The sequence below is a fragment of the Streptomyces sp. NPDC093252 genome, from assembly GCF_040683675.1.
Taxonomy (GTDB): Bacteria; Actinomycetota; Actinomycetes; order Streptomycetales; family Streptomycetaceae; genus Streptomyces.
Map to the genome: position 1 here is coordinate 106,540 of NZ_JBFBEM010000021.1, position 24,190 is coordinate 130,729.

Consider the following 24,190-nt stretch of genomic DNA (forward strand, 5'->3'; position numbering starts at 1 on the left):
AGGACCAGTCGCGACACACCCCCACCCTTGGTCCCCCTGTGGTCCGCCCATGGTCCGGACGGCCCCGCAGGGCGCGAGTGGCCCATTGTCAGACCCATCGGGTTGCATGGAGGCATGGACGATCAGGAGCTGCGCGCCGAAGCCGATGCCATCCTCGCCGAGCTGGTCGGCGCCCCGGGGGGCACGGCGCGGCTGCGGGAGGACCAGTGGCAGGCGGTGGCCGCGCTGGTCCGCGACCGTCGGCGCGCGCTCGTGGTGCAGCGCACCGGCTGGGGCAAGTCGGCGGTGTACTTCGTGGCCACCGCCCTGCTGCGCCGGCGCGGCGCGGGCCCCACGGTGATCGTCTCGCCGCTGCTGGCGCTGATGCGCAACCAGGTCGAGTCCGCCGCGCGGGCCGGGATCCGCGCGCGCACCATCAACTCCGCCAACCCCGAGGAGTGGGACACGATCCACGACGAGGTCGAGCGCGGCGAGACCGATGTGCTCCTGGTCAGCCCCGAGCGACTCAACTCCGTCGACTTCCGCGACCAGACCCTGCCCAAGCTCGCGGCCACGACCGGTCTGCTCGTGGTCGACGAGGCACACTGCATCTCCGACTGGGGCCATGACTTCCGTCCCGACTACCGCAGGCTCCGGTCCATGCTCGCCGACCTGTCCCCGGGCATCCCGGTCCTGGCCACCACCGCGACCGCCAACGCGCGCGTGACCGTGGATGTGGCCGAGCAACTGGGGACGGGCGCCGGGGAGGCCCTGGTGCTGCGCGGCTCCCTGGAGCGGGAGAGCCTGCGCCTCGGCGTGCTCCGGCTGCCCGACGCCGCCCACCGGCTGGCCTGGCTCGCCGAACACCTGGACGAGCTGCCGGGCTCCGGCATCATCTACGCGCTCACGGTCGCGGCGGCCGAGGAGGCCACCGCCTTCCTGCGCCAGCGCGGCTTCCCGGTGGCGTCCTACACGGGCCGCACCGAGAACGCGGACCGGCTCCAGGCCGAGTCCGATCTGCTGGCCAACCGGGTCAAGGCACTGGTCGCCACATCGGCCCTCGGCATGGGCTTCGACAAACCGGACCTCGGCTTCGTCGTCCACCTCGGCTCACCGTCCTCACCCATCGCCTACTACCAGCAGGTCGGGCGCGCGGGACGCGGCGTGCGGCACGCCGATGTCCTGATGCTGCCGGGCACGGAGGACGAGGCGATCTGGCGCTACTTCGCCGACACCGCCTTCCCGCGCGAGCCGCAGGTCCGCCAGACCCTGGCCACCCTCGCCGACGCCGGGCGCCCGCTGTCCGTCCCCGCCCTGGAGGCCGCGGTCGACCTGCGCCGGACCCGGCTGGAGAGCATGCTCAAGGTGCTCGACGTGGACGGCGCGGTCCAGCGGGTCAAGGGCGGCTGGACCGCCACGGGCCGCCCCTGGCACTACGACACCGAGCGGTATGCCAGGGTGGCCCGCCAGCGCGCCGACGAACAGGAGGCCATGCGCGCGTACGCACACGGCGACACCTGCCGGATGGAGTTCCTGCGGCGCCAGCTCGACGATCCGGAGGCCGCCCCCTGCGGACGCTGCGACAACTGCGCGGGCCCCTGGATCGAGCCCACCGTCTCCACCGAGGCCCTGACAGGCGCCGAGAAGGAGCTGGACCGGCCGGGCGTGGAGGTCGAGCCGCGCCGGATGTGGCCCACCGGAATGCCCGCCCTGGGCGTCGATCTGAAGGGCCGTATCCCGGTCAAGGAGCAGTGCTCCACGGGCCGTGCCCTGGGTCGGCTCTCGGACATCGGCTGGGGCAACCGGCTGCGCCCCCTGCTCGCCGAGAACGCACCCGACGGACCCGTCCCCGACGACGTCCTGCGGGCCTGCGTGACCGTCCTGGCCGACTGGGCGCGCTCCTCGGGCGGATGGGCCACGGAGGGGCCGGACGCCGCCCCACGCCCCGTAGGGGTCGTCGCCCTGCCCTCCACGACCCGCCCGCACCTCGTCGCCACCCTGGCCCAGGGCATCGCGAACGCCGGTCGGCTGCCCTTCCTCGGCACCCTGGCCCACACCGGCGACGGGCACGCCGTACGGCGCAGCAACTCCGCCCAGCGGCTCAGGGCGCTCTCGGGGGCGTTCGCCGTCCCCGGGGACCTGGCCGAGGCCCTCGCCGCCGCGCCGGGCCCGGTCCTGCTCGTCGACGACCGCACGGACTCCGGCTGGACCCTCGCGGTCGCCGCACGGCTGCTGCGCCGGTCGGGGAGCGGCGAGGTGCTGCCGCTGGTCCTGGCGGCGGCGGGGTGAAGGCGGTAGGGCCTTGCAGCAAGGGCCAAGGGGGGCCTCGCCGAGTAGACCCCTGCTGGCCTCTACCGGCCCCTACAGGGCCCCCTGATGGCTCCCTGATGGGCCCCTGATAGGCCTTTAGGGCAGTGCCCGGCAGGCGGTCACCTCTATCTCGATCATGAGGCCCGGCAGCAGCAGTTGGTTGACCTGGAGCGTTGTCGAGGTCGGAAAGGGGCCGTCGCCGTAGACGCTTTTGCGGTACGGCAGGGCGCCGACCAGGGCGGCCATGTCGGTGACATACATGTTCTCGCGCACGACATGGCGGAAATCGAGCCCATAGCTGCCCAGGCTCTCCTCGATGCGCTGGTAGATGAACTTCATCTGGGAGGGCAGGTCATCGGGCGATACGGGTTGGAAGTCCTTGTCCAGGGCGGCGGTGCCGGACAGCCAGACGGTGTTGTCCACCCGGATGCCCTGGGAGAAGCCGAGCGATCTCTGCTGGGACTCCCAGTAGTGGAAAAGGTCGGTGCGGCCGGGGCCCGCCGATGGTTCGGCCACGGTGACCGGCTCGGCGGCGACGGTGGCCGTGCTCACAGCAGGGGCGCCGGCCGGAACAGGGGGGCGCACCAGGCTCAGGTGAGGGCCTTCTTGCGGCTCCGGTGCGTTCTGGGCGTTCATCGGTATTCATCTCCTGCGGCGGGGGATGGCGGATGTCAGCTCCTACGGCTCCTCGGGACGGCGGCAGGCGAAGGCGGTGGCTCCGCAGATATGGGACTGCCTGGTCGACGGTGAGGAGACGCACGTCGGCGGGGTTGATTTTGAGACAAGGGGTCGCCGGATGCCGCGGAGCGTAGGACTCCCGTTAACGGCCCGTCAAGGTATCGGTAATCTGCACTCTTTCTCGGGGTCGCCTCCCTTTATCGACTGACCGAGGCGCTGTTCATGTCGACAAAGGGAGTCATTGATCTGTCGCCGATGGCTGATGGGGGCGTAGCCCGAACACCGCTCCAGAGGCGGCGAGTTGACGCTCTGTGACGTGTTCCTGATCAGAGTTATCCACAGGCCCAAGCGGAAGATTGCAATCCGCGAGATCGTCGAGACATGACGAACCACGGCGAATCCACGGGACCTTCCGACAACCACGACGTCAACAACCCCACGAAGCCCGCCAAGGGCGGCGACGGACCACAGGGAATCGGCGACGACATCTCCGCGTACGTCGGACACGGCGGCGCCCAGCAGGTCACCCTCCGTAGCCCCGGCGAACTGGCGGATGCCTTGCCGTACCTCCTGGGCTACCGTCCCGAGGACAGCATCGTGCTGGTCTCCCTGTACGACAAGAACGGACGCGGACGACTGGGCGGCCGGGCACGGCTCGGCATCCCCGCCAACCCCGACGACTGGCCCTCCGTCGCCAAGCAGCTCGCCCACGGCCTGGTCACGGCCGGCCTCCGCCGGGGCACCCCGCCGGAGCAGATGGTGGTGTACGTCTGCCAGGAACCGGCGCCCGGCGAGACCGGCCAGAGCGTGATGGACCGACTGCGCCCACTGGCCCAGCACCTGCGCCTGGAGTGCGGCCTCCTCGACGTACCGGTGATCGAGGCGCTCTGCATCTCCGGCGGCCGGTACTGGTCCTACTGCTGCTCCCAGCCGGACTGCTGCCCGCCCGACGGCGCCGCGATGGGCCTTCCCGGCACCTCGGTGCTCGCGGCGGCGGCCACCTACGCGGGACTCCAGGTCCGGGGCACACTCCGTGAACTGCGAGCGAGGCTGCTGCCCATGGAAACCGCCGCCGCCCTGGAACAGGAGACGGCGCTCGACAAGGCCGGTGTGTCGCTGGTCCCCAGGATTCTCGACGGCGCCAGCAGGGCCGCCGTCGCGGCGGAAACCGTCGAACTGGCAGCGCACGTGATGCACCGCTTCGCCGACGCCCCCAAGGTGCCGGGCACGCTCCCCTCGGATCTGCGCGACGACACACTCCTCACCGACAACGAGGCCGCCGCGCTCATCCTCGGCCTCCAGGACCGTACGACCCGCGACCGCGCGGCGGAGTGGATGGAGGGCGAGGCCGCCGCACCCGCACTGAGGCTCTGGCGAGCCCTCGCGCGCCGCTGCGTCGGCTCCTACACGGAACACGCGGCGGCACCGCTCACCCTCGCCGGCTGGGTCGCCTGGTCGACCGGCGACGACCTGGAGGCCCGTGAGGCGCTCGCCATGGCACTGGGCGCCGACACCGAGTACCTCTTCGCCCGTCTCCTGCACCAGGCGGTGAACGAGGGGCTCGATCCGGAGTCGATCCGGCGCTGTCTGCGCTCGGAACGGACTGGGCGTGAGGAGCGGAAGTCCTCGGTGGGGCTGGAGACACCGGTGGGGTCCGAGGGGCCGGAGGGCGTGGAGGACAGCGGGCCCGGCCTCGAAGAAGATGGCGAGCCCGGCCTCGAAGGGCATAGCGGGTCCAGCCCGGAGGCATCCGGCGTCAGTGAGTCGTCGATGCCGTTCGCTCCCGCATCGGACGACGCATCGGAGGTACCCCTCTCCCCGCCATCCGTGGAATCCGGGGCACTCACTCCACCCAGGCGCCGTCGCCCCCTCCGCCCCACCGGCGCGGGTGCCGGTACCGGTCCCTCCGGCGCCCGCGACACCCGCCCCGGAGCCCGGCGCACCTCGTCGGCCCCGGACCGGATCCGTACGGCCGCCACCCGCACACTGCGGGCGAACCCGCGCGACGCGGCCTGCGACCCGCACCAAGGCGCCCGATTCCCCGCCGACGGAACCCGGCCCGGTGGCGGGAGCACCGATGCCGAGGAGTGAACGGGCGCCGGGACGGCGGGCGACAGCCTGGGCGTGGGCCCGGGCCGCCGGGCGGCGGCTCGCCCGACGCCGTTCGGGCACGTCGGGCCGCTGTGGGCGTGACCTGGGGGACTCCGGCCCCGTTCACGTGAGTGGTCCCGTTCACCTGAGTGGCGGAACACCCGGAGGGGGCGCACAACCCCACCGGCCGCGCCCTTGGGCAATCCGCCGCCGCCCACCGCACTCGCCCCACCCGTCCGACCTGCCCGCGACGCTCACCCCGGTCAGTCCGACAGCCCGGCCGGAGGCGCACCGGGCGCGGAGGAAGCCGCCCATGCACCAGCCCACCCCGCCCTCGGCCGACGGCTGCCCCATCCCGGAACCGCAGTCACCGGACCCCGTTTCCCGACCGCCCGAGACTTCCGGCACAGGCAGGTACGAACACCGGGAGCACCCCGCCGGAACGCCACCGCACAGCTGCGTCCCAGCACCGTCCCCCACGCGGGACCGCCCTCAGACACCCCCTCCGCCCAGCCACCCCCACCACCAGGCCGCCGCCTCCGTCCCGGCAAAGGCACTGACAGAGACAAAGGCGCGCCCGCCAGCACCGGCAGCGACATCAACGGCTGTACCGACCCCCGCGCCACCCCACCCCAACCCCCACTCCCACTTCCCTCCACAACCTCAACCCCGCCACCCCACCGCCCTCCCTCCAGCCCACCACACCCTCATCTGCGTGAGCCTCCCCGGCCTCACCATCTCCACCGAGCACGGACAACTGACCGGACACGGCCTGGACGGCTTCTACCGGGCGGGTCGGCGCCTGCTGGCCCGCTGCCGGCTCCGGGTGGCAGGGCGGGAGCCCCTCGCCGTGCAGGCCGGGATGGCCACCGCAGACAGCGCCCGCTTCGTCGGAACCCTCCGTGCCTCGCCCGAGCCCGGCGCTGACCCGGACGTGATCGTCGAACGCGTCCGGCACGCGGACGGGAGGGAGCGCATCACGGTGTGCAGCGCGGCGCCACGCTCCCTGAGGCTCCCTGTCGAAGTGACACTGGGGACAGACCTGGCCACCATGGGCGCCATCGCATCCGGCGCGGCCGGTCCCGAACTGACGGCCACCGTCCACGACTCCGGACTGCGCTGGTCGTCCGCGGCGGCCGGTTCCTCGTCGGTCACCGCGGATCCCCCGCCCGCCGACGCCCTGGCCTCGGCCGGTCTGCTGCGCTGGGAGTTCGAGCTGGCGCCCGGCGGCACGGCCACGGTCGAGCTGACCGTCCGGCTCGACGGCGCCGGACCGCTGCGGCCGGTGGGACGGGCGGCGACGAGCCCGCTGGCCCCCGCACGGGCCACCGGCGACGACCCGAGGATCGGCCCGCTCCTGAAGACCGGCGTCGACGACCTCCGGGCCCTCCTGCTGCGCGACCCCGACCACCCCTCCGACACCCATCTCGCCGCAGGAGCGCCTTGGCGCTGTGGACGGGCCCCTGCCGAGGCGCTGGCCGCCGCCAGAATGGCCCTCCCCCTCGGCACCCGGCTGGCGGCGGGCACCCTCCGCGGACTCGCCCGCACCCAACGCACCGGACCCGCACCGCTTTTCGGCATGATCCCCGGCCCGCTGCGCGACGCGGGCCCCCACCTGCCGCCCGTCTGCACGGGTACGGAAGCCACGCTCCTCTTTCCGGTACTGCTCGCCGAGGCCCGCCGCTGGGGTATGCCCGAGCACACCGCCGAGGAACTGCTGCCGGCGGCGGAGCGCTGCCTGACCTGGCTGCGCACGGCGGTCGGCAACGGCGTCTACCTGCCCGACCCCCAGCCGGGCGGCCCGGTCCGCAGCGAGACACAGGCCCACGCCCACCGCGCCGCCCTGCTCGGAGCCGATCTGCTCGACGCCTACGGCAGACCTGGGGGCGCCGAACTGAGGCAGTGGGCCGAGCGGCTGCGGACGGCGTTCCGGGAGCGGTTCTGGATCGAAGACCTCGGCGGAGGCCGACCCGCAGCGGCACGCACGGCGGACGGCGCTCTTGTGCCCCATCTGGGCTCGGCGGTCGCGCATCTGCTCGACACCGGCCTGCTGGGCGGGGGCGCACAGGCACCCGGGCTGCTGGACAAGGTGCGGACGGAACAGCTCGCCCGGCTCCTGGGCAGCCCCGCCATGGACTCCGGGTGGGGACTGCGCGGGCTCGGCGCGAAGGAGCCGGGCCACAACCCCTTCGGACACCGCGGCGGAGCGATACGCGTCCACGAAACAGCCGTCGCCGTGGCGGGGCTGACGCACGCCGGGTACGAGAAGGAGGCGACCTCCCTGCTGAAGGGCGTCCTCGCGGCAGCCGAGTCCTTCGGCCACCGGCTGCCCGAGATGTACGCGGGGGAGCGGCGCACCGAGGGCGGCGCCCCCCTGCCCCACCCGGCGGCCTGCCGGCCCGCCGCCACCTCGGCCGCCGCCGGGGTCCTGCTGATGACCACGCTCGCCGGAATCCGCCCCGACGCCCCGGCCGGGACGGTACGGCTCAGACCGATGCGCAGCGCCCCGCTCGGCGAGATCGGTCTCACGGACCTCAGAGTCGCCGGCGCGCCCTTCTCCGTAAGGGTCAGCAGACTCGGTCTCGCCATGGTCGAGGAAGCGGCCGACGGCCTCCGACTGGGGGCCTGACGGGCACATCGCCCGACGCGCCAAGACGACGAGGAGCCGCCGGTGAGGGCGATACCGGGTGGAAGGGGGCCAGGTGCGACGGGACCGGCGAAGGGCGTGTTTATCGTCAGGCAGACGACTATGATCACGACATGCCCTACGACCCGTCAGCGTTCCCGCCCTTCGCCGTCACCGTGGACCTGGTCGTGCTGACCGTCCGTCGTCATGCGCTGTGCGCGCTGGCGGTGCGCAGGGGCGAGACGCCGTTCCAGGGCCGCTGGGCGCTGCCCGGCGGATTCGTACGGGCCGACGAGGACCTGGCGCAGGCCGCGGCGCGCGAGTTGTCGGAGGAAACCGGGCTGTGCGTGCACGACCCGGCGGTGCCCGCCACGGACAACGGGGCCCATCTGGAACAGCTCGCGACCTACGGAGACCCCAAGCGCGACCCGCGGATGCGCGTGGTCAGCGTCGCGCACCTGGCCCTCGCCCCGGACCTCCCCGCCCCGCGCGCGGGCGGCGACGCCAGCAACGCGCGCTGGGCGCCCGTCGACGATCTGCTGCAACAGGGCGGCTACGGCCGCGACGACGAGCCCGCGGCACCGCTCGCCTTCGACCACGCCCAGATCCTCTCGGACGGCGTCGAACGCGCCCGGTCGAAGATCGAGTACTCGTCGCTGGCCACCGCGTTCTGCCCCTACGAATTCACCGTGGGCGAGCTGCGCCGGGTCTACGAGGCGGTCTGGGGCGTGGCGCTGGACCCGCGAAACTTCCACCGCAAGGTCACCGGCACGCCCGGGTTCCTGGTACCGACCGGCGGCACGACCACGCGCCAGGGAGGCCGGCCGGCCCAACTGTTCCGCGCGGGCGGTGCCACCCTGCTCAACCCGCCCATGCTGCGCCCGGAGGTGTGACACCGGGGCGGGCCCGGCCCGATCGGCTGCCCGACGCCGGCGGCGGCTCATCACATGCCCGATGCGGTCGCTCAGTTGTCCGAGACAGCCGATCGGTCAGGTGTCCGACGAGGCCGCTCGGTCAGGTGTCCGATGCCGCCGGTCGGCTGCCCGGCGGCCCCGGAACTGCCCGCAAAAACGGACATAGCGCGCTATCTTGCTGTGAGTGATCCAGGCGTTCGGACTGACCAGCACCCCCCGCAAGAACCGGGCCCCCGCCGTCGACGACGTCTCCTTCGAGGCGCGGGCCGGCCATGTGACCGCGCTGCTCGGAGAGGAGGGCGCGGGCAAGACGACAGTGCTCCGGCTGATGCTCGAACTCCAATACGGCCGGGGCGCCACCTACTTCAGAGGCCGCCCCCTCCACCGCATCGACCACCCCTCCCGCGAAGTGGGCGTCCTCCTCGGCGATGTACCCGGCCACCCCTCACGGACGGTGCGCGGCCACCTCCGCATGCTGTGCGCCGCCGCGGGCGTCCCCGTCCGACGAGCCGACGAGGTCCTCGAAACGGTCGGCCTCGTCAGCCTGCGCGACGAACGGCTCGGCACCCTCGCCCGCGGCATGGACCGCCGCCTCGGCCTGGCCTGCGCCCTCCTCCCCGACCCGCACACCCTCGTACTGGACGACCCCTTCGACGCGCTCTCCGGCCGTGAGAGCCGCTGGCTGCACGACACCCTCCGGGCCCATACCGGCCAGGGCGGCACCGTCCTGCTCACCATCGCCGACCCCAAAGACGCCGCCACCGTGGCGGACCAGGTCGTCACCCTCGAAAGGGGCCGGATCGCCGCGGACCAGAACGCGGCCGACTTCGCCCGCACCCGGCTGCGCCCCCGCGTCGCCGTCCGCACCCCGCACGCCGCCCGTCTCGCCGCCCTCCTCACCAAAGAGGCCCGCACCGCCCACCGCTCCGTCGAGGTCGTGCGAGAAGACGGCAACCGGCTCTCGGTGTACGGCAGCACTTGCGCCGATGTCGGCGAGACCGCGTTCCGGCACGGCGTCCTCGTCCACCAACTCGCCGACGAGGTAGGCGATATGGGGCCCGGCGCGGGCCGTGGCACCGCCGAGACCGGAGCGGCGGGCGCGTCCAAGGACGACAGAGGCGACAGAGGCGCCAGAGCCGTGGGGCCGCTGGTGGCCGAGCTCGCGTCGACGGACGTAGTCACAGACACAGGCACAGGCACAAACACGTGCGCGGACGAGGCGCGGGACGTGACCGCGACCGGCCGGGGGGATACGGCGAGCGGCGCAGCCGAGGGGGAGGGCCCCTCCCCCCGCCCCCTCCCCTCCACCCCCGCGCCCGCCCGCACCCCCGCTCCCACCCCCCACCCCCGCACGATCGACGCCCTCCCCGACCTCCCGCCCCCCATCTCCGTCCGCCCCGCACCCAGCCCGCTGCGCCCCCTGCGCTACGAACTCCGCCGCGCCGCCGGAATCAGCACGGGGTTTCTGACGGCCGCCGCCGTGCTCGTCGTCTCCGCGCTCACCGCCGTGGTGCTGGCCCGGATCGGCCACACCCCACAGGCGCGTCTGCTGGCCGCCTGGCCGCGGGAACTGCCCTTGCCGCCCGCGGCGCTCGGTGCGGGGCTGCTGGGGGCGCTGGCCTTCGGTGACGAGTTCCGCCACCCCGCCCTGGCGGCGGACCGCGGCACCGTGCCCCGCCGGCTGGGGCTGCTCACGGCCAAGCTCCTCGTCTCCGCCGCCACCGCGCTGGCGCTGGCCGTCCTCACGGTGGGGTGCGACGCGGAGGTGCTCTATCTCGTATACGGACGGGAGGTCGCACAGGTTCCCGCGGACTGGTGGGGGCTTGGCGCGAGTTGGCTGGCGCTGTGCGTGGGGTGCGCCTGGGCCGGGGTGCTCGCCGCCGGGATCTTCCGGTCCACGACCGCGGGGCTGGCCGCGGTGGTCGCCGTGCCGGTCGTCGTCGTGCCCCTCGTACAGAAGGTCTGGGAAGGGCCGTCCGTGCGAACCGCGGCCGGGTTCCCGCTGCGGGTGCGGGAGGTGCTCCTCGCGCAGTGGCCGTTCGGCGGGGAGCGGTATCTGGCCGCCGCCGCGAAGGTCGTCGCCCAACCCGTGGGCAGCGCACTCGCGTTGTCGCTCACCACGTTGCTCTGCGCGTACCTGCTCACGACCGTACGCAGCCGGGTCCGGTGACGACCCCTGGGGCCCGTCCGGAACCGGGGTTGTGCACAACTCCCCGGGGAACGCCCATTTCTTTCCGATAAGGCGTCAATTGCGACGGGGTGAGCGATCACCCTTTCGTGTGCTTTTCACCAAAGCCCTCAAGGGAGTTGGAGTCAGCGCCGACAAAGGATGCGTGAGTACCCTTGCGCACACCATGATGACCCCCGCCCGTTCCACGGACTCCGGCCTCTCCGGTCCGGGCGAACTCGACCGCTATCCCTACGCGGAGGCCCCCACCGTGGCCGACCGTGTCGTGGCCCCCGCCTGGGAGGGCGCGGACCCCGAGCTGGGCCGCATGGGCCGGCGTGCCGCGGGCAGCCGCGGACGCGGGCTCCACGGACAACTCGTCCAGCAGCTTGGCCAGATGATCGTCTCCGGCGACCTCGGTGCGGACCGTCCGCTGGTACCCGAGGAGATCGGCCAGCGCTTCGAGGTCTCCCGTACCGTCGTCCGGGAGTCCCTCCGTGTCCTTGAGGCCAAGGGCCTGGTCAGCGCGCGCCCCAATGTCGGTACGCGCGTCCGCCCGGTCAGCGACTGGAACCTCCTGGACCCCGACATCATCGAATGGCGCGCCTTCGGACCGCAGCGCGACGACCAGCGCCGCGAGCTGACCGAGCTGCGCTGGACGATCGAACCGCTCGCCGCGCGGCTGGCCGCCGGGCACGGCCGCGAGGATGTGCAGCAGCGCCTCGGCGACATGGTCGAGATCATGGGCCACGCGCTGGCGCAGGGGGACGCGCTGACGTTCTCCCGCGCGGATGCCGAGTTCCACTCCCTGCTCATCCAGGTCGCCGGAAACCGCATGCTGGAGCACCTCTCCGGGATCGTGTCCGCCGCTCTCCAGGTGTCCGGCGGCCCGGTCACCGGCTGCGAACGCCCCACCGAGGCGTCCCTCGCGCACCACGCCAGGATCGTCGAGGCGCTCGCCACGGGTGACGGCATGGCCGCCGAGGCCGCCGTGCGCCAACTGCTCACCGTCCACCCCGAGGTGGAGCGCGTGGTGCCCGCCCCGCGCGAGCACTGACGCGGCTCCGCGCGTACGCCGCGGCCGACGGCGCCCCGCCCCTCCCGGTGGCGTCTCCCGGCCCCTGTGGCGTCGGCACCGTGCGTCGCGCACCCCGTGCCGCGGCATCGTCGGACCGGGAGGCGGCTTCCCGCAGGGCCTCGCGGAACCCCACCGGGACCGCGGGGTCCGACGGCGGGGCGGTGGACGGAAGAGCACGGTGACCGGTACGACGGTGGGTGGCGCGGCAGTGGACGGTGCGGCCCTGTCACGGCGACGCCGGCGGCGCATCCGGCCACGTCCCGGCCGGCGCCGTACCTGCCCCGACTCGGCTGCCACTCGCCCCCCGGCCTCGGCTTCGACCCTGAACCCCGCGATGGCCCCACCCGGGACCCGCACAGGCGTCGGCACCGGCGGTACGGGCATCAACACCCGTACGGGCATCGGCACGGCTACTCGGGGGTTGGCGCCCGCCAAGGGACTCGGCCTGCGCGGCCGTCCGTCCCCTCCCTGAGCCCGATCCCCTCCTGAGCCCGTCCCCTTCCTGAGCCCGTCCCGCGCCCGTCGGCCCTGTGAGCGCCTGTGACCACTCGCGTGCCCCCACCTGGGTGGACTCGTGGCGCCGCACGTCCACCACCCCGCCGCGCCCGGCTCTCCCGAAGGGTCACCTGCCCGCGCTCACCTCCACCTCGACCCACACCTCCACCTCGACGCGAAGCCCGAGCCAAGAGGCGGGCAGGCTCGAAACCTGAGCCACGAGGCAGACTGGAGAGCGTGGGCGAGCCCCGGGGCGCCCCAGAGGGTGATACGGAGAGGGCGATACGGAGGCCGGGTGGCCTTCTGAGACCTTCCCTGATCCTCCCTGACGTTTCACGACCATCTCTATCCGCATCTGACCGTTTTTGAGCGCTTACGGGGTGTGACTCGGGCCACGTAGATTGGGCGTAACGCTCGCCGTAACAGCGCGATGACCTAAGAGGTGACAGCCGCGGAGGAATACGGACGCCGTTCATGGCGCTGTGCCTCTCCCCGGTCCTCGCCCGCGCCGTCGGCCCATCCCCAAGCCGGTGGTCGGCTCCAGTCCTCATCGGACGGGGCCGGAAGCCGTTTTCCAACGTTCCGAGAGGTTGTTCGTGTCGGCCAGCACATCCCGTACGCTCCCGCCGGAGATCGCCGAGTCCGTCTCTGTCATGGCGCTCATTGAGCGGGGAAAGGCTGAGGGGCAGATCGCCGGCGATGACGTGCGTCGGGCCTTCGAAGCTGACCAGATTCCGGCCACTCAGTGGAAGAACGTACTGCGCAGCCTCAACCAGATCCTCGAGGAAGAGGGTGTGACGCTGATGGTCAGTGCCGCAGAGCCCAAGCGCACCCGCAAGAGCGTCGCAGCGAAGAGTCCGGCCAAGCGCACCGCCACCAAGACGGTCGCGGCCAAGACGGTGACCACCCGGAAGGCGACCGCGACCACGGCCGCCGCCCCGGCAGCACCCGCCGACGCCGGCGTCGAGTCCGCGGAGGAAGCGGCGCCGACGGCGAAGAAGGCCGCTGCGAAGAAGGCGCCGACCGCCAAGAAGGCCGCCGCGAAGAAGGCCGCACCCGCCAAGAAGACGGCGGCCAAGAAGACCGCCGCCAAGAAGGACGACGCCGAGCTGATCGAGGACGAGGTCCTCGAGGAGGCCAAGGGCGGCGGGGCGGAGGAGCCCGAGGGCACCGAGAGCGCCGGTTTCGTCCTGTCCGACGAGGACGAGGACGACGCGCCGGCCCAGCAGGTCGCCGCCGCCGGTGCCACCGCCGACCCGGTCAAGGACTACCTCAAGCAGATCGGCAAGGTCCCCCTGCTCAACGCCGAGCAGGAGGTGGAGCTGGCCAAGCGCATCGAGGCGGGTCTGTTCGCCGAGGACAAGCTGGCCAACGCCGACAAGCTGGCCCCCAAGCTCAAGCGCGAGCTGGAGATCATCGCCGAGGACGGCCGCCGCGCCAAGAACCACCTCCTGGAGGCCAACCTCCGTCTGGTGGTCTCCCTGGCCAAGCGCTACACCGGCCGCGGCATGCTCTTCCTGGACCTGATCCAGGAGGGCAACCTCGGTCTGATCCGCGCGGTCGAGAAGTTCGACTACACCAAGGGCTACAAGTTCTCCACGTACGCCACCTGGTGGATCCGTCAGGCGATCACCCGCGCGATGGCCGACCAGGCGCGCACCATCCGTATCCCGGTGCACATGGTCGAGGTCATCAACAAGCTCGCGCGCGTGCAGCGCCAGATGCTCCAGGACCTGGGCCGCGAGCCCACCCCGGAGGAGCTGGCCAAGGAACTCGACATGACCCCGGAGAAGGTCATTGAGGTCCAGAAGTACGGCCGTGAGCCCATCTCGCTGCACACGCCGCTCGGCGAGGACGGCGACAGCGAGTTCGGTGACCTGATCGAGGACTCCGAGGCGGTCGTCCCGGCCGACGCGGTCAGCTTCACGCTCCTCCAGGAGCAGCTCCACTCGGTCCTCGACACCCTCTCCGAGCGCGAGGCGGGCGTGGTCTCCATGCGCTTCGGCCTCACCGACGGTCAGCCGAAGACCCTCGACGAGATCGGCAAGGTCTACGGCGTCACGCGTGAGCGCATCCGCCAGATCGAGTCCAAGACCATGTCCAAGCTCCGCCACCCGTCGCGCTCGCAGGTCCTGCGCGACTACCTGGACTAGGCCCCCCGCGGGTCCCATCACGGGCCCCGCGGGCAAGCCGGGCCAGGTCCTGGCAACGGCACGCGTCGGCCGCCCGGTGACCGACCGCTCCGGCGCCCCACCGGAGCGACCCGGTCGCCACCTGTCGGGTCCTCGTCGCGCATCGTGCCGTACGACGTGGAAGGCCCGGTTCCCCGCAGGGGGAGCCGGGCCTTCGTGCTGCCCGCGCGCATGCGCCGCACGGCATGGTGAATCACTCTGGGTGTTCCATCACCTCCCGAGAGTGAGGAATCTCATGCGTCGTCCCGTTGTCCGGGCGCTGGCCCGGCCCCTGGTGCTGGTGTCGGCCCTGACCGCGATACCGCTGCTGTCCGCCGCGCCCGTGTCCGCCGACAGTGTGGTCATCGGCGGATTTCCCGTCGATGTGGCGGACAGTCCGTGGGCGGTGGCGGTGTCCAGCCGTGACCGGTTCGGGGGTACGCGCTCGGGCCAGTTCTGCGGCGGGGTCGCCGTCGGCCCCAGCACCGTGCTCACGGCCGCCCACTGCATGGGTACGGACGTCCTGGGGGCCCCGCCCGGTCGGGTCGCCGACCTCAAGGTCATCGCGGGCCGTACCGACCTGCGCTCGGCCGAGGGGCAGGAGATCGCCGTCCGGGAGACCTGGGTCAACCCGGAGTACGACGCCGGCAGCAATGCCGGTGACTTCGCCGTACTGACCCTGGCCGAGCCGCTGGCGCAGGGCGCGCCGGTGGGTATGGCGGGGCCCGGGGACGCCGCGTACACGGCCGGTACGGCCGCGACGGTGTACGGCTGGGGGGATGTCAGCGGCGCCGGTGACTACGCCACGTCGCTGCGGGCGGCGCGGGTGCATGTGCTGGCCGACGCCGACTGCCGGAGGGCGTATCCGGGGGGCCTGGACGGGGCGTACCGCGCCGACAGCATGCTGTGTGCGGGGGAGGTGCAGGGGGGCCGGGACGCCTGCCAGGGGGACAGCGGTGGCCCACTGGTGGCGCAAGGGCGGCTGATCGGCCTGGTGTCCTGGGGCAGTGGCTGCGGCAGGGCCGGAAGCCCGGGTGTCTACACTCGTGTCTCCGATCTCCTCCAGCGGCTGGGCTGGACCGCACGGGGCGCGGCAGGCGGCTCAGGGGGCGCCTGAGGGGTGCCTGGGGCCTTCTTGCCGCACTGCCCAGTGCCGTCGCACTGCCGAGTGCCGTCCCGGTTCACTCCGTCCGACCGTCCCGCCTGCCTGTCCGGCCTGCGGCCGGTGGTCGGGTGCGACCGGCTGGTGGGCTCGGTGCCCGGTCGGAGGCCGGGCGTGATGGCGATGGGTGGGGCTGGATGGGGGTGGACGGGCTGTGCGCGTGGGGGTTCGCTCCCGTCCGGGCCCTCGGGGAGCCAGGATCCGTGGCCGGACGGCGGCAGCCGTGCTCCGGCCGCGTGGTGCCCACGACGACGGGCGACCGACCTCCTGCGAGGTCGGTCGCCCGCGGGCTCGTCGTGGACGCTAGATCTCAGCGCTCATCTTCGGACGTCGTCGCGGGAGCGGACGTGAGCCGCTCCGTCTCGTCCTGTATCTCAGCGGCGATCTTCTTGAGTTCCGGCTCGAACTTGCGACCGTGATGGGCGCAGAAGAGCAGTTCTCCGCCGCTGAGCAGCACGACGCGCAGGTATGCCTGGGCGCCGCAGCGGTCGCAGCGATCGGCGGCCGTCAGCGGGCTCGCGGGGGTCAGAACAGTAGTCACGTCGCCTCTTCTCTAGCTCGACGAGCTGTCGTACCAGGGTCAACATCCAACCAGCCCGAAAACGTTCCCGCTCGGGGCTTTCCCTCGAAAAAATCTTCCGAGGCGGCTGTTTGCTGCCGGTTTGGCGGCGAATGTGCCGTATTGCGTGGTGCTCGTGTCGTACGGTTTCGCGCTGTCGGTCAGTGTTCGGTGGTCAGCCCTCCCGGCGGTTGCCGGTGTGTTCATGAGGACGTGCCCGGAGCCTAAATGGTTCATGCCTCGAAGGGAACGTGATATGTACTTCACTCCATCGAGGGATCGAACACGCATGCGACCCTGGACTAGGCTGGCAAGCGACGAGGGTGGCGTTACAACGGCTCTATCTGGCCTCTGTACGCTCTGAGCGGCAACAGAAGCCGCGCCCTTACCCACTTGGGCATCATCTGAAATTCAGCGAGGAGCGAACCGCGTGACCGCCGATACGTCCGTGCCGTCCACTGCGCTGCTGGCAGGAGCAGACCGGGACGGTTCCAACTACACCGCGCGGCACCTGCTCGTCCTCGAAGGACTTGAGGCCGTACGCAAGCGCCCCGGCATGTACATCGGCTCCACCGACAGCCGTGGCCTGATGCACTGCCTCTGGGAGATCATCGACAACTCGGTGGACGAGGCCCTGGGCGGCTACTGCGACCACATCGATGTGATCCTCCACGACGACGGCTCCGTGGAGGTCCGCGACAACGGCCGGGGCATCCCGGTCGACGTCGAGCCCAAGACGGGCCTGTCCGGCATCGAGGTCGTCATGACCAAGCTGCACGCGGGCGGCAAGTTCGGCGGCGGCTCCTACGCGGCCTCCGGCGGTCTGCACGGCGTGGGCGCGTCGGTGGTGAACGCGCTCTCCGCCCGCCTGGACGTGGAGGTCGACCGCAACGGCCACACCCACGCCATCAGCTTCCGGCGCGGTGTCCCGGGCGTCTTCACGGGTGCCGGGCCCGACGCGAAGTTCGAGGCCCGGAGCGGACCCACCAAGGCGAAGAAGATCCCCAAGTCGCGCGTCGGCACCCGCGTGCGCTACTGGGCCGACCGCCAGATCTTCCTCAAGGACGCCAAGCTCTCCCTGGACACCCTGCACCAGCGCGCGCGCCAGACCGCCTTCCTGGTGCCGGGCCTGACCATCGTCGTCCGCGACGAATTCGGCCTGGGCGAGGGCGGCAGCAAGGGCGAGGAGTCGTTCCGCTTCGACGGCGGCATCAGTGAGTTCTGCGAGTACCTGGCCACCGACAAGGCCGTCTGTGACGTACTCCGCTTCACGGGACAGGGCACGTTCAGGGAGACCGTTCCGGTCCTTGACGAGCACGGCCAGATGACGCCCACCCAGGTCACCCGTGAGCTGGAGGTGGACGTCGCCATGCGCTGGGGCACGGGCTACGACACCACCCTGAAGTCCTTTGTGAACATCATCGCCACCCCCAAGGGCGGCACCCATGTCGCGGGCTTCGAGGCGGCCGTCGCCGGCACCCTCAACGAGGTGCTGCGGGCCAAGAAGCTGCTGCGTGTCGCCGAGGACGACATCACCAAGGACGACGCCCTGGAGGGCCTCACGGCCGTCGTCACCGTCCGGCTGGCCGAGCCCCAGTTCGAAGGGCAGACCAAGGAGGTCCTCGGCACGTCGGCGGCCCGGCGCATCGTGAACACCGTGATCGCCAAGGAGCTGAAGGCGTTCCTGACGTCCACCAAGCGGGACGCCGCCGCCCAGGCCCGGGTGGTCATGGAGAAGGCGGTCGCCGCCGCGCGCACGCGTATCGCGGCCCGCCAGCACAAGGACGCCCAGCGCCGCAAGACGGCCCTGGAGTCGTCCTCCCTGCCCGCCAAGCTCGCCGACTGCCGCAGCGACGACGTGGACCGCAGTGAGCTGTTCATCGTCGAGGGGGACTCGGCGCTCGGCACCGCCAAGCTCGCCCGGAACTCCGAGTTCCAGGCACTGCTGCCGATCCGCGGCAAGATCCTCAACGTCCAGAAGTCGTCCGTGACCGACATGCTCAAGAACGCCGAGTGCGGAGCGATCATCCAGGTCATAGGAGCCGGATCCGGGCGAACGTTCGACATCGACGCGGCGCGCTATGGCAAGATCATCATGATGACCGACGCCGATGTGGACGGTTCCCACATCCGGACCCTGCTGCTGACGCTGTTCCACCGCTACATGCGGCCCATGGTCGAGGCCGGCCGGGTCTTCGCCGCGGTGCCGCCGCTGCACCGGGTGGAGCTGGTCCAGCCCAAGAAGGGCCAGGACAAGTACGTCTACACGTACTCCGACCGTGAGCTGCGTGACAAGCTCATGGAGTTCCAGAGCAAGGGCGTCCGGTACAAGGACGCCATCCAGCGCTACAAGGGTCTGGGCGAGATGGACGCCGATCAGCTCGCCGAGACGACCATGGACCCCCGCCACCGCACCCTGCGGCGCATCAACCTCTCCGACCTGGAGGGGGCCGAGCAGGTCTTCGATCTGCTGATGGGCAATGACGTGGCTCCGCGCAAGGAGTTCATCTCGGGGGCGGCGGCGCGGCTGGATCGGTCGCGGATCGACGCCTAGGGGTGGACTGAGTGGTTGGGCCGTGCCCCTCGGCCCTGGGCATGTCGTTCGGGGCTGGGGCTGGGGCTGGGGCTGGGGCTGGGGCTGGGGCTGGGGCTGGGGCGGCAGTGCTCGGCCACGGGGCCGGGCTGGCTGGGCGCTGGTGTGTCGGCTTCCGGTCGGAACGGCGGCTCGGAGGTGTGCGTGCGTGCCCCGGGTCGGCGTGGGTGGGGTTCGTGTGCCTGCTTCGGGTCGGTGTTGCTGGGTTGGGGGGCCGGGGCTGCCGCTGGATCGCCCTGCTGGGTCGACTCTTGCGGCTGAGCTGAGCTGAGCTGGGCTGGGCTGGGCTGAGGTCGGCGGCGGTAGGGGCGCCTCGCCGTAACCTCTCTACCTGCGTGGACAGGGCTCGCTCGCGAGACAGCTCGATGGCGGCGCCGGGAATCTGGGATCGGGCGTCCGAAGGCTGGCCCACCGCGTGCTCTCGCCATGGTCGCCGCCGCGGTCGCTCAACCCACTCGGATCTCTGGAGGGCGCGGCCTCCGAAGTAGGTGAGACCTCGCTGCGGCTGCTCAGGACATACCCCGGACCAGCCGCGTGCCCGTGCCCACGGGCATGTCCGCCCCGCTCCCGCCCTTCGCCCTCTCCACCCCTGGGTGGAGGGGGCGGGGTCATCGGGTTCCACCCATGATCCACCCGTGCGCCGATCTCCGGAGGCCCGGATTTCCGTAGCGTCGAAGGCGTCGGCGGTGCTTGGCGTCGGCACACACTTCCCGCTCACGGAGGCACGCAATGACTGGGCTCGTGGACGCACTGGTGATCGTGGCCGTCGTCGCTCTGGTGATCACGCGGCAGACGCGACCCCAGCGGATCGACAGCGCGCGGCGCTGGTGGCTGATACCCGCAGTCCTGGTGTTCCTGTCGCTGCGCGACCCGGGGGTGATAGACGCCCGGCACCACACCGAGGCGGTGCTGCTGCTCATCGCGGAGCTGCTCGTCGGTGGGGCGATAGGAGCGGGCTGGGCCCGGACCACGCGGACCTGGGTGGAGCCGGACGGGTCCGTGTGGGGCAAGAGCACGAAGGGGAGCCTGGGCGTCTGGGCCGTGGGCATTGCGGTGCGCGTCGGTCTCTTCGGGCTGGGCGCCGTGCTCGGTGTCCATCAGGGGACGCCGACGCTGCTCCTGGCTCTCGCGGCGACCCTCCTGGTCCGCGCAGGCATCCTCACCATCCGGGTGCGGTCCCTGACCGGGCCGCGCGGCGGCGGCCCGGCGTACGGTGGCGAGGTGCACCGTGCCGCACGGAAGGAACGCGTGTGACGGTCGACGTCTGGACCCGCTGGCCCTCGCGGGAGGCGCTCTCGCGGCAGGCCGTCTCCCGCCCGCGCCGCATGCTGGCCTGGGCCGTACGCATCCTGGTCGCCGGGGTGCTGATGTGGAGCGTCTTCGACGACCGGCGGGTGCAGGGCTGGGCCATCGCCGGGGCGGTGGGCGGATTCCTGCTGACGGGCGCGCTGGCCTGGGCCCTCCTGCGGACGACCTTCCGGCACCGGCTGTGGCCGGCGCTGGCGACCGTCGCCGGGCTGCTGGGGCTGGCCTTCCTGGCACAGGCCGAGGGCTTCACGCTCGCTGCCCTGGTGGTGTGCTGCGGGATCGCCATCTCCGCACTGGAACGCCTGCCGCTCGCGGCGGCCGTTCCCGTCGCCCTGGTCTCCCTGTCGGTGTTCGCCGTGCTCAACGACGACGCCTGGCTGACGACGGGCGTCACCATCGCGGGAATGTCACTGGCCGGATATGTGCTGAGGCTGGACGCCGAGGCCAGAGCCGGCGCACAGCGGCTGCTCGCACAGGAGCGGGCGGCGCGGGCGGCCGAGGCCGAATCGGTGGCGCTCGCGGAGCGGAGCCGCATCGCCCGGGAGATCCACGATGTGCTCGCCCACAGCCTCTCCGCGCAGATGGTGCATCTGGAGGCGGCCCGGCTGCTGATCGAGGGCGGTGCGGACCGGGACAAGATCCTGGAGCGGGTCGTGGCGGCGCGCGGCATGGCCCGCGAGGGCCTGGCCGAGACCAGACAGGCGCTGTCCGCGCTGCGCGGCGAGCTGACGCCGCTGGAGGATTTCCTGAGTGTGCTGGTCGAGACCGGAGACAGCGCCGAGGTCGCCATTACGGGTGAGCGCAGACCGCTGCCGGCCGAGACCTCGCAGGCGGTGCGCAGGGTCGCGCAGGAGGCGCTGACGAATGCGCGCAAGCACGCTCCGGGGGCGAAGGTGCGGATGTCCCTGGAGTACGGCGAGCGGGAGGTGACGCTGAAGGTGCGGGATTTCGGAGGTTCGCCGGGCGAACTGTCGGGTTCCGGCGCCGGGTACGGTCTGCTCGGTATGCGGGAGCGGGCCGAACTGCTCGGGGGGTCGCTGCGGGCAGGACCGGAAGGGGAGGGGTTCGAGGTGACACTGAGGGTTCCCGGATGACGGAGGGAGAGGGACAGCGGAACGCACGGGTGGTCGTGGCCGACGATCAGACGGTGGTGCGCGAGGGCATCGTGATGCTGCTGGGTCTGCTCCCCGGCATCGAGGTGGTGGGCGCGGCGGGGGACGGTGACGAGGCGGTGCGGCTGGTCGCCGAACTGGATCCGGACGTGGTGCTGATGGACCTGCGGATGCCCCGCTGCGACGGGGTGGAGGCGACCCGCCGGATCCGGGCGGAACATCCGCGGACCCAGGTCGTGGTGCTGACGACCTTCGGTGACGACGAGTCGCTCTTCCCGGCGCTCTCGGCGGGCGCGCGGGGCTACCTCACCAAGGACGCAGGCGGCGACGAGATCGTACGGGCCGTGCGGAACGTGATGTCGGGAGAGGCAGGTTTGTCACCGGCCGTCCAGCGGCGGCTGCTGGAGCGGCTGTCCGAACCGAGGGCCGAAGCCGTCGAGCCGGGGCCGAGCGAGGCGCCCGACGGGCTCACCGCGCGGGAGGCGGAGGTGCTGGTGCTGATCGCCGACGGCCTCAGCAATCAGGAGATCGCCCGGAAGCTACAGATCTCCCTGGCCACGGTGAAGTCCCACATCAACAATCTCTTCGCCAAGACCGGCGTGAAGGGCAGGGCGCAGGCGGTGCGTTACGCCTATCGGAAGGGGATGGTGCGGCCACCTGAGGGGTGAATCACCTGATGGGGTGAAGAGCGCGGAGAAGAAGGGCGGGCGATCTTCCCGTTCTGTCCATCCTTGGGCATGCGCGCAAGCGAGGGTCGTCCTGATATGGGCGGGAATGGTCAGGGGAGCTCGCCCGCACACCGCGAGGGCGCCGAACCGCCGCTCACCGAGGGGTTGTCCGGGACGGCCGCTTACACCGATCCCTGGTATGACGCGCTCGCCTCCGGCTGGGGTGAGGCGGCAGCGGGCGGGAGCGGACTGCCCGGGGCGCCCGTTCCGGCGGCGCGGCGGGAGCGGGAGGGCGGGGCGCCGGACACGGCTGGGATCTATCTCGCGGTCCAGCGCAGTGAGGCGTTCCGTGAGGTGCGCGGCAGCTATCGGAGGTTCGTGGTGCCGGCGGTGATCGGCTTCCTCGCCTGGTACGTGGCGTATGTGGTGCTGGCGACCGCCGCGCCGGGGCTGATGGCCCGGCCGGTGGTGGGGGCGGTGAATGTGGCGATGGTGGCGGGGCTGGGGCAGTTCCTGACGACCTTCCTGCTCACCTGGGCGTATGCCCGGCACGCGCGGCTGCGCCGGGACCGTGCCGCGCTCGAACTGCGCTGGGACACCCAGGAGATGACACGCGGCGTCAGAGGCGGTGCGCTGTGACGGAGGACCATCAGACGCTGGCCCTCGTGCTGTTCAGTGCCTTTGTGGCGGTGACGCTCGGGATCACCACCTGGGTGAGCCGGAACCGGCGTGGTTCGGCGGAGGAGTTCTATGCCGGAGGGCGGCTGTTCTCGCCCATGGAGAATGGTTTTGCCATCGCCGGGGACTACATGTCGGCGGCGTCCTTCCTCGGGATCTCCGGGCTGATCGCCCTGTTCGGCTACGACGGGCTGCTGTACTCGGTGGGCTTCCTGGTGGCATGGCTGCTGGTGCTGTTCCTGGTCGCCGAACTGGTCCGGAACTGCGGGAGATTCACCCTGGCCGACGTGGTGGCCGCGCGGATGCGGGAGCGACCGGTGCGGATCGCGGCGGGAACGTCCTCGGTCGCCGTGTCCGTTCTCTATCTGGTGGCGCAGATGGTGGGCGCGGGGAGCCTGGTCGCGCTGCTGCTGGGCGGGACGGGCGAGGCGGCGCGGTCCTGGACGGTCGTGGCCGTGGGCGCGCTGATGGTGATCTATGTGTCGTGGGGAGGGATGCGGGCCACCACCTGGATTCAGATCGTGAAGGCGGTGCTGCTCATGGGCGGCGCCATCGCGCTCACGGTGCTCGTTCTGGTGCGCTTCCACGGGGACTTCGACCAGTTGCTGCGCACGGCGGCCGAGCGCAGCGGGCACGGGGACGCCTTTCTGGCACCGGGACTGCGGTACGGGGACGACTGGACCTCGCGGTTCGACTTCATCAGCCTCGGACTGGCGCTGGTGCTCGGCACGGCCGGGCTGCCGCACATCCTGTCGCGCTTCTACACCGTCCCCACCGCGAGGGCGGCCCGCCGGTCGGTGGTGTGGTCGATCGGGCTCATCGGCGGGTTCTATCTGATGACGCTCGTCCTGGGGTTCGGGGCGGCGGCCATCCTGGGCTCCGACAGGGTGCGCGCCTCCAACCCGGCCGGGAACACGGCGGTTCCGCTGCTCGCGCTCGACCTGGGCGGCGGTGCGGGCTCCACCGGTGGAACGGTTCTGTTCGCGGTTGTCGCCGCCATCGCCTTCGCCACCATCCTCGCGGTCGTCGCCGGGATCACCCTGGCCTCCTCGGCGTCCGTGGCGCACGATCTGTACGCCTCGCTGCGGCGCCCGGGGTCCAGGCCGCGCGGCGAGGTCGCCGTGGCCCGCGTCGCGGCGGGTGGCATCGGAATCGTCGCGATCGGGCTCGGGCTGCTCGCCCGCGACCTCAACGTGGCGTTCCTCGTCGGCCTCGCCTTCGCCGTGGCGGCGTCCTCGAACCTGCCCGTGCTGATGTACTCGCTCTTCTGGCCGGGTTTCACCACCCGGGGAGCGGTCTGGTCCGTGTACGGAGGGCTGATCCCGGCCGTGGTGCTGGTGCTGCTGTCCCCGGTGGTGTCCGGCGGCCCCGCCTCGCTGTTCCCCGGCGTCGACTTCCAGGTCTTCCCGCTGGAGAACCCCGGTCTGGTCTCCATCCCGCTGGGCTTCCTCGCGGGCTGGCTCGGCACGGCCACCTCACCCGAGGAACCCGACGCGGCCAAGCACGCGGAGACGGAAGTGCGCTCACTGACCGGGGCGGGGGCGGTGTAGAGCAGAGGCGGGCGCCGTAGGAGACGCAGGGGCGGGCGGGTCGCCGTACGG

Annotated in this window: 16 protein-coding genes; 14 read left to right on the forward strand and 2 right to left on the reverse strand. The window is 71.9% G+C overall.

Going from position 1 to position 24,190, the window contains the following annotated elements:
• Nucleotides 1-114 precede the first annotated feature (114 nt).
• Nucleotides 115-2,268 (forward strand): DEAD/DEAH box helicase, encoded by a 2,154-nt coding sequence (locus AB0O01_RS33885; RefSeq protein WP_365319550.1) that lies wholly within the window; start codon nucleotides 115-117, stop codon nucleotides 2,266-2,268.
• 117 nt (nucleotides 2,269-2,385) lie between these two features.
• Here the strand turns inward: AB0O01_RS33885 and AB0O01_RS33890 are convergent, their stop codons facing one another.
• Nucleotides 2,386-2,841 carry a RidA family protein gene (locus tag AB0O01_RS33890; RefSeq protein ID WP_365319552.1) on the reverse strand — a complete coding sequence of 152 codons (456 nt, stop codon included), beginning with the start codon at nucleotides 2,839-2,841 and terminating at the stop codon, nucleotides 2,386-2,388.
• A 507-nt stretch (nucleotides 2,842-3,348) separates the two neighbouring features.
• Between AB0O01_RS33890 and AB0O01_RS33895 the strand changes: the two genes are divergently transcribed.
• From AB0O01_RS33895 to AB0O01_RS33925, 7 genes are all read left to right on the forward strand, one after another.
• Nucleotides 3,349-5,058, forward strand: a complete 1,710-nt coding sequence (locus tag AB0O01_RS33895) for a DUF4192 domain-containing protein (RefSeq protein ID WP_365319554.1) — start codon at nucleotides 3,349-3,351, stop codon at nucleotides 5,056-5,058.
• Nucleotides 5,059-5,773: 715 nt separating this feature from the next.
• The gene (locus AB0O01_RS33900) at nucleotides 5,774-7,687 is read left to right on the forward strand and encodes a glycogen debranching N-terminal domain-containing protein (protein WP_365319556.1); all 1,914 of its coding nucleotides are present in this window, start codon (nucleotides 5,774-5,776) and stop codon (nucleotides 7,685-7,687) included.
• 131 nt (nucleotides 7,688-7,818) lie between these two features.
• Complete coding sequence (locus AB0O01_RS33905; RefSeq protein ID WP_365319558.1) at nucleotides 7,819-8,577, forward strand: NUDIX hydrolase; 759 nt, start codon at nucleotides 7,819-7,821, stop codon at nucleotides 8,575-8,577.
• Nucleotides 8,578-8,782: 205 nt separating this feature from the next.
• A complete protein-coding gene (locus AB0O01_RS33910) occupies nucleotides 8,783-10,768 on the forward strand; it encodes an ATP-binding cassette domain-containing protein (RefSeq protein ID WP_365319559.1) in 1,986 nt (661 codons plus the stop codon).
• A gap of 163 nt (nucleotides 10,769-10,931) precedes the next feature.
• Nucleotides 10,932-11,822 (forward strand): FadR/GntR family transcriptional regulator, encoded by an 891-nt coding sequence (locus AB0O01_RS33915; RefSeq protein ID WP_365319561.1) that lies wholly within the window; start codon nucleotides 10,932-10,934, stop codon nucleotides 11,820-11,822.
• A 1,112-nt stretch (nucleotides 11,823-12,934) separates the two neighbouring features.
• Entirely contained in the window at nucleotides 12,935-14,491 is a 1,557-nt protein-coding gene (locus AB0O01_RS33920) for an RNA polymerase sigma factor (protein ID WP_365319563.1), read from the forward strand.
• 274 nt (nucleotides 14,492-14,765) lie between these two features.
• Nucleotides 14,766-15,626 carry a serine protease gene (locus AB0O01_RS33925; RefSeq protein WP_365319565.1) on the forward strand — a complete coding sequence of 287 codons (861 nt, stop codon included), beginning with the start codon at nucleotides 14,766-14,768 and terminating at the stop codon, nucleotides 15,624-15,626.
• A 355-nt stretch (nucleotides 15,627-15,981) separates the two neighbouring features.
• On the opposite strand, the gene AB0O01_RS33930 is transcribed toward AB0O01_RS33925, so the two are convergent.
• Nucleotides 15,982-16,212 (reverse strand): hypothetical protein, encoded by a 231-nt coding sequence (locus AB0O01_RS33930; protein ID WP_365319567.1) that lies wholly within the window; start codon nucleotides 16,210-16,212, stop codon nucleotides 15,982-15,984.
• A 448-nt stretch (nucleotides 16,213-16,660) separates the two neighbouring features.
• On the opposite strand from AB0O01_RS33930, the gene AB0O01_RS33935 reads away from it, so the two are divergent.
• The 6 genes from AB0O01_RS33935 to AB0O01_RS33960 all read left to right on the forward strand — a co-directional run bounded on the left by AB0O01_RS33935 (nucleotide 16,661) and on the right by AB0O01_RS33960 (nucleotide 24,139).
• On the forward strand, nucleotides 16,661-18,784 hold the full coding sequence (locus AB0O01_RS33935; protein ID WP_365319568.1) for a DNA topoisomerase IV subunit B: 2,124 nt from the start codon (nucleotides 16,661-16,663) through the stop codon (nucleotides 18,782-18,784).
• 768 nt (nucleotides 18,785-19,552) lie between these two features.
• Nucleotides 19,553-20,077 (forward strand): DUF1453 domain-containing protein, encoded by a 525-nt coding sequence (locus AB0O01_RS33940; protein WP_365319570.1) that lies wholly within the window; start codon nucleotides 19,553-19,555, stop codon nucleotides 20,075-20,077.
• Nucleotides 20,074-21,225 (forward strand): histidine kinase, encoded by a 1,152-nt coding sequence (locus tag AB0O01_RS33945; RefSeq protein WP_365319572.1) that lies wholly within the window; start codon nucleotides 20,074-20,076, stop codon nucleotides 21,223-21,225. Before AB0O01_RS33940 ends, AB0O01_RS33945 begins: the two co-directional genes overlap by 4 nt.
• A complete protein-coding gene (locus AB0O01_RS33950) occupies nucleotides 21,222-21,911 on the forward strand; it encodes a response regulator transcription factor (protein ID WP_365319574.1) in 690 nt (229 codons plus the stop codon). The genes AB0O01_RS33945 and AB0O01_RS33950 overlap by 4 nt, the downstream gene beginning before the upstream one ends.
• Nucleotides 21,912-21,980: 69 nt before the next feature.
• Complete coding sequence (locus AB0O01_RS33955; protein ID WP_365319577.1) at nucleotides 21,981-22,550, forward strand: DUF485 domain-containing protein; 570 nt, start codon at nucleotides 21,981-21,983, stop codon at nucleotides 22,548-22,550.
• Nucleotides 22,547-24,139: a cation acetate symporter gene (locus AB0O01_RS33960; RefSeq protein WP_365319578.1), complete on the forward strand. Its 1,593-nt coding sequence runs from the start codon at nucleotides 22,547-22,549 to the stop codon at nucleotides 24,137-24,139. Before AB0O01_RS33955 ends, AB0O01_RS33960 begins: the two co-directional genes overlap by 4 nt.
• The last annotated feature ends 51 nt before the right edge of the window (nucleotides 24,140-24,190 follow it).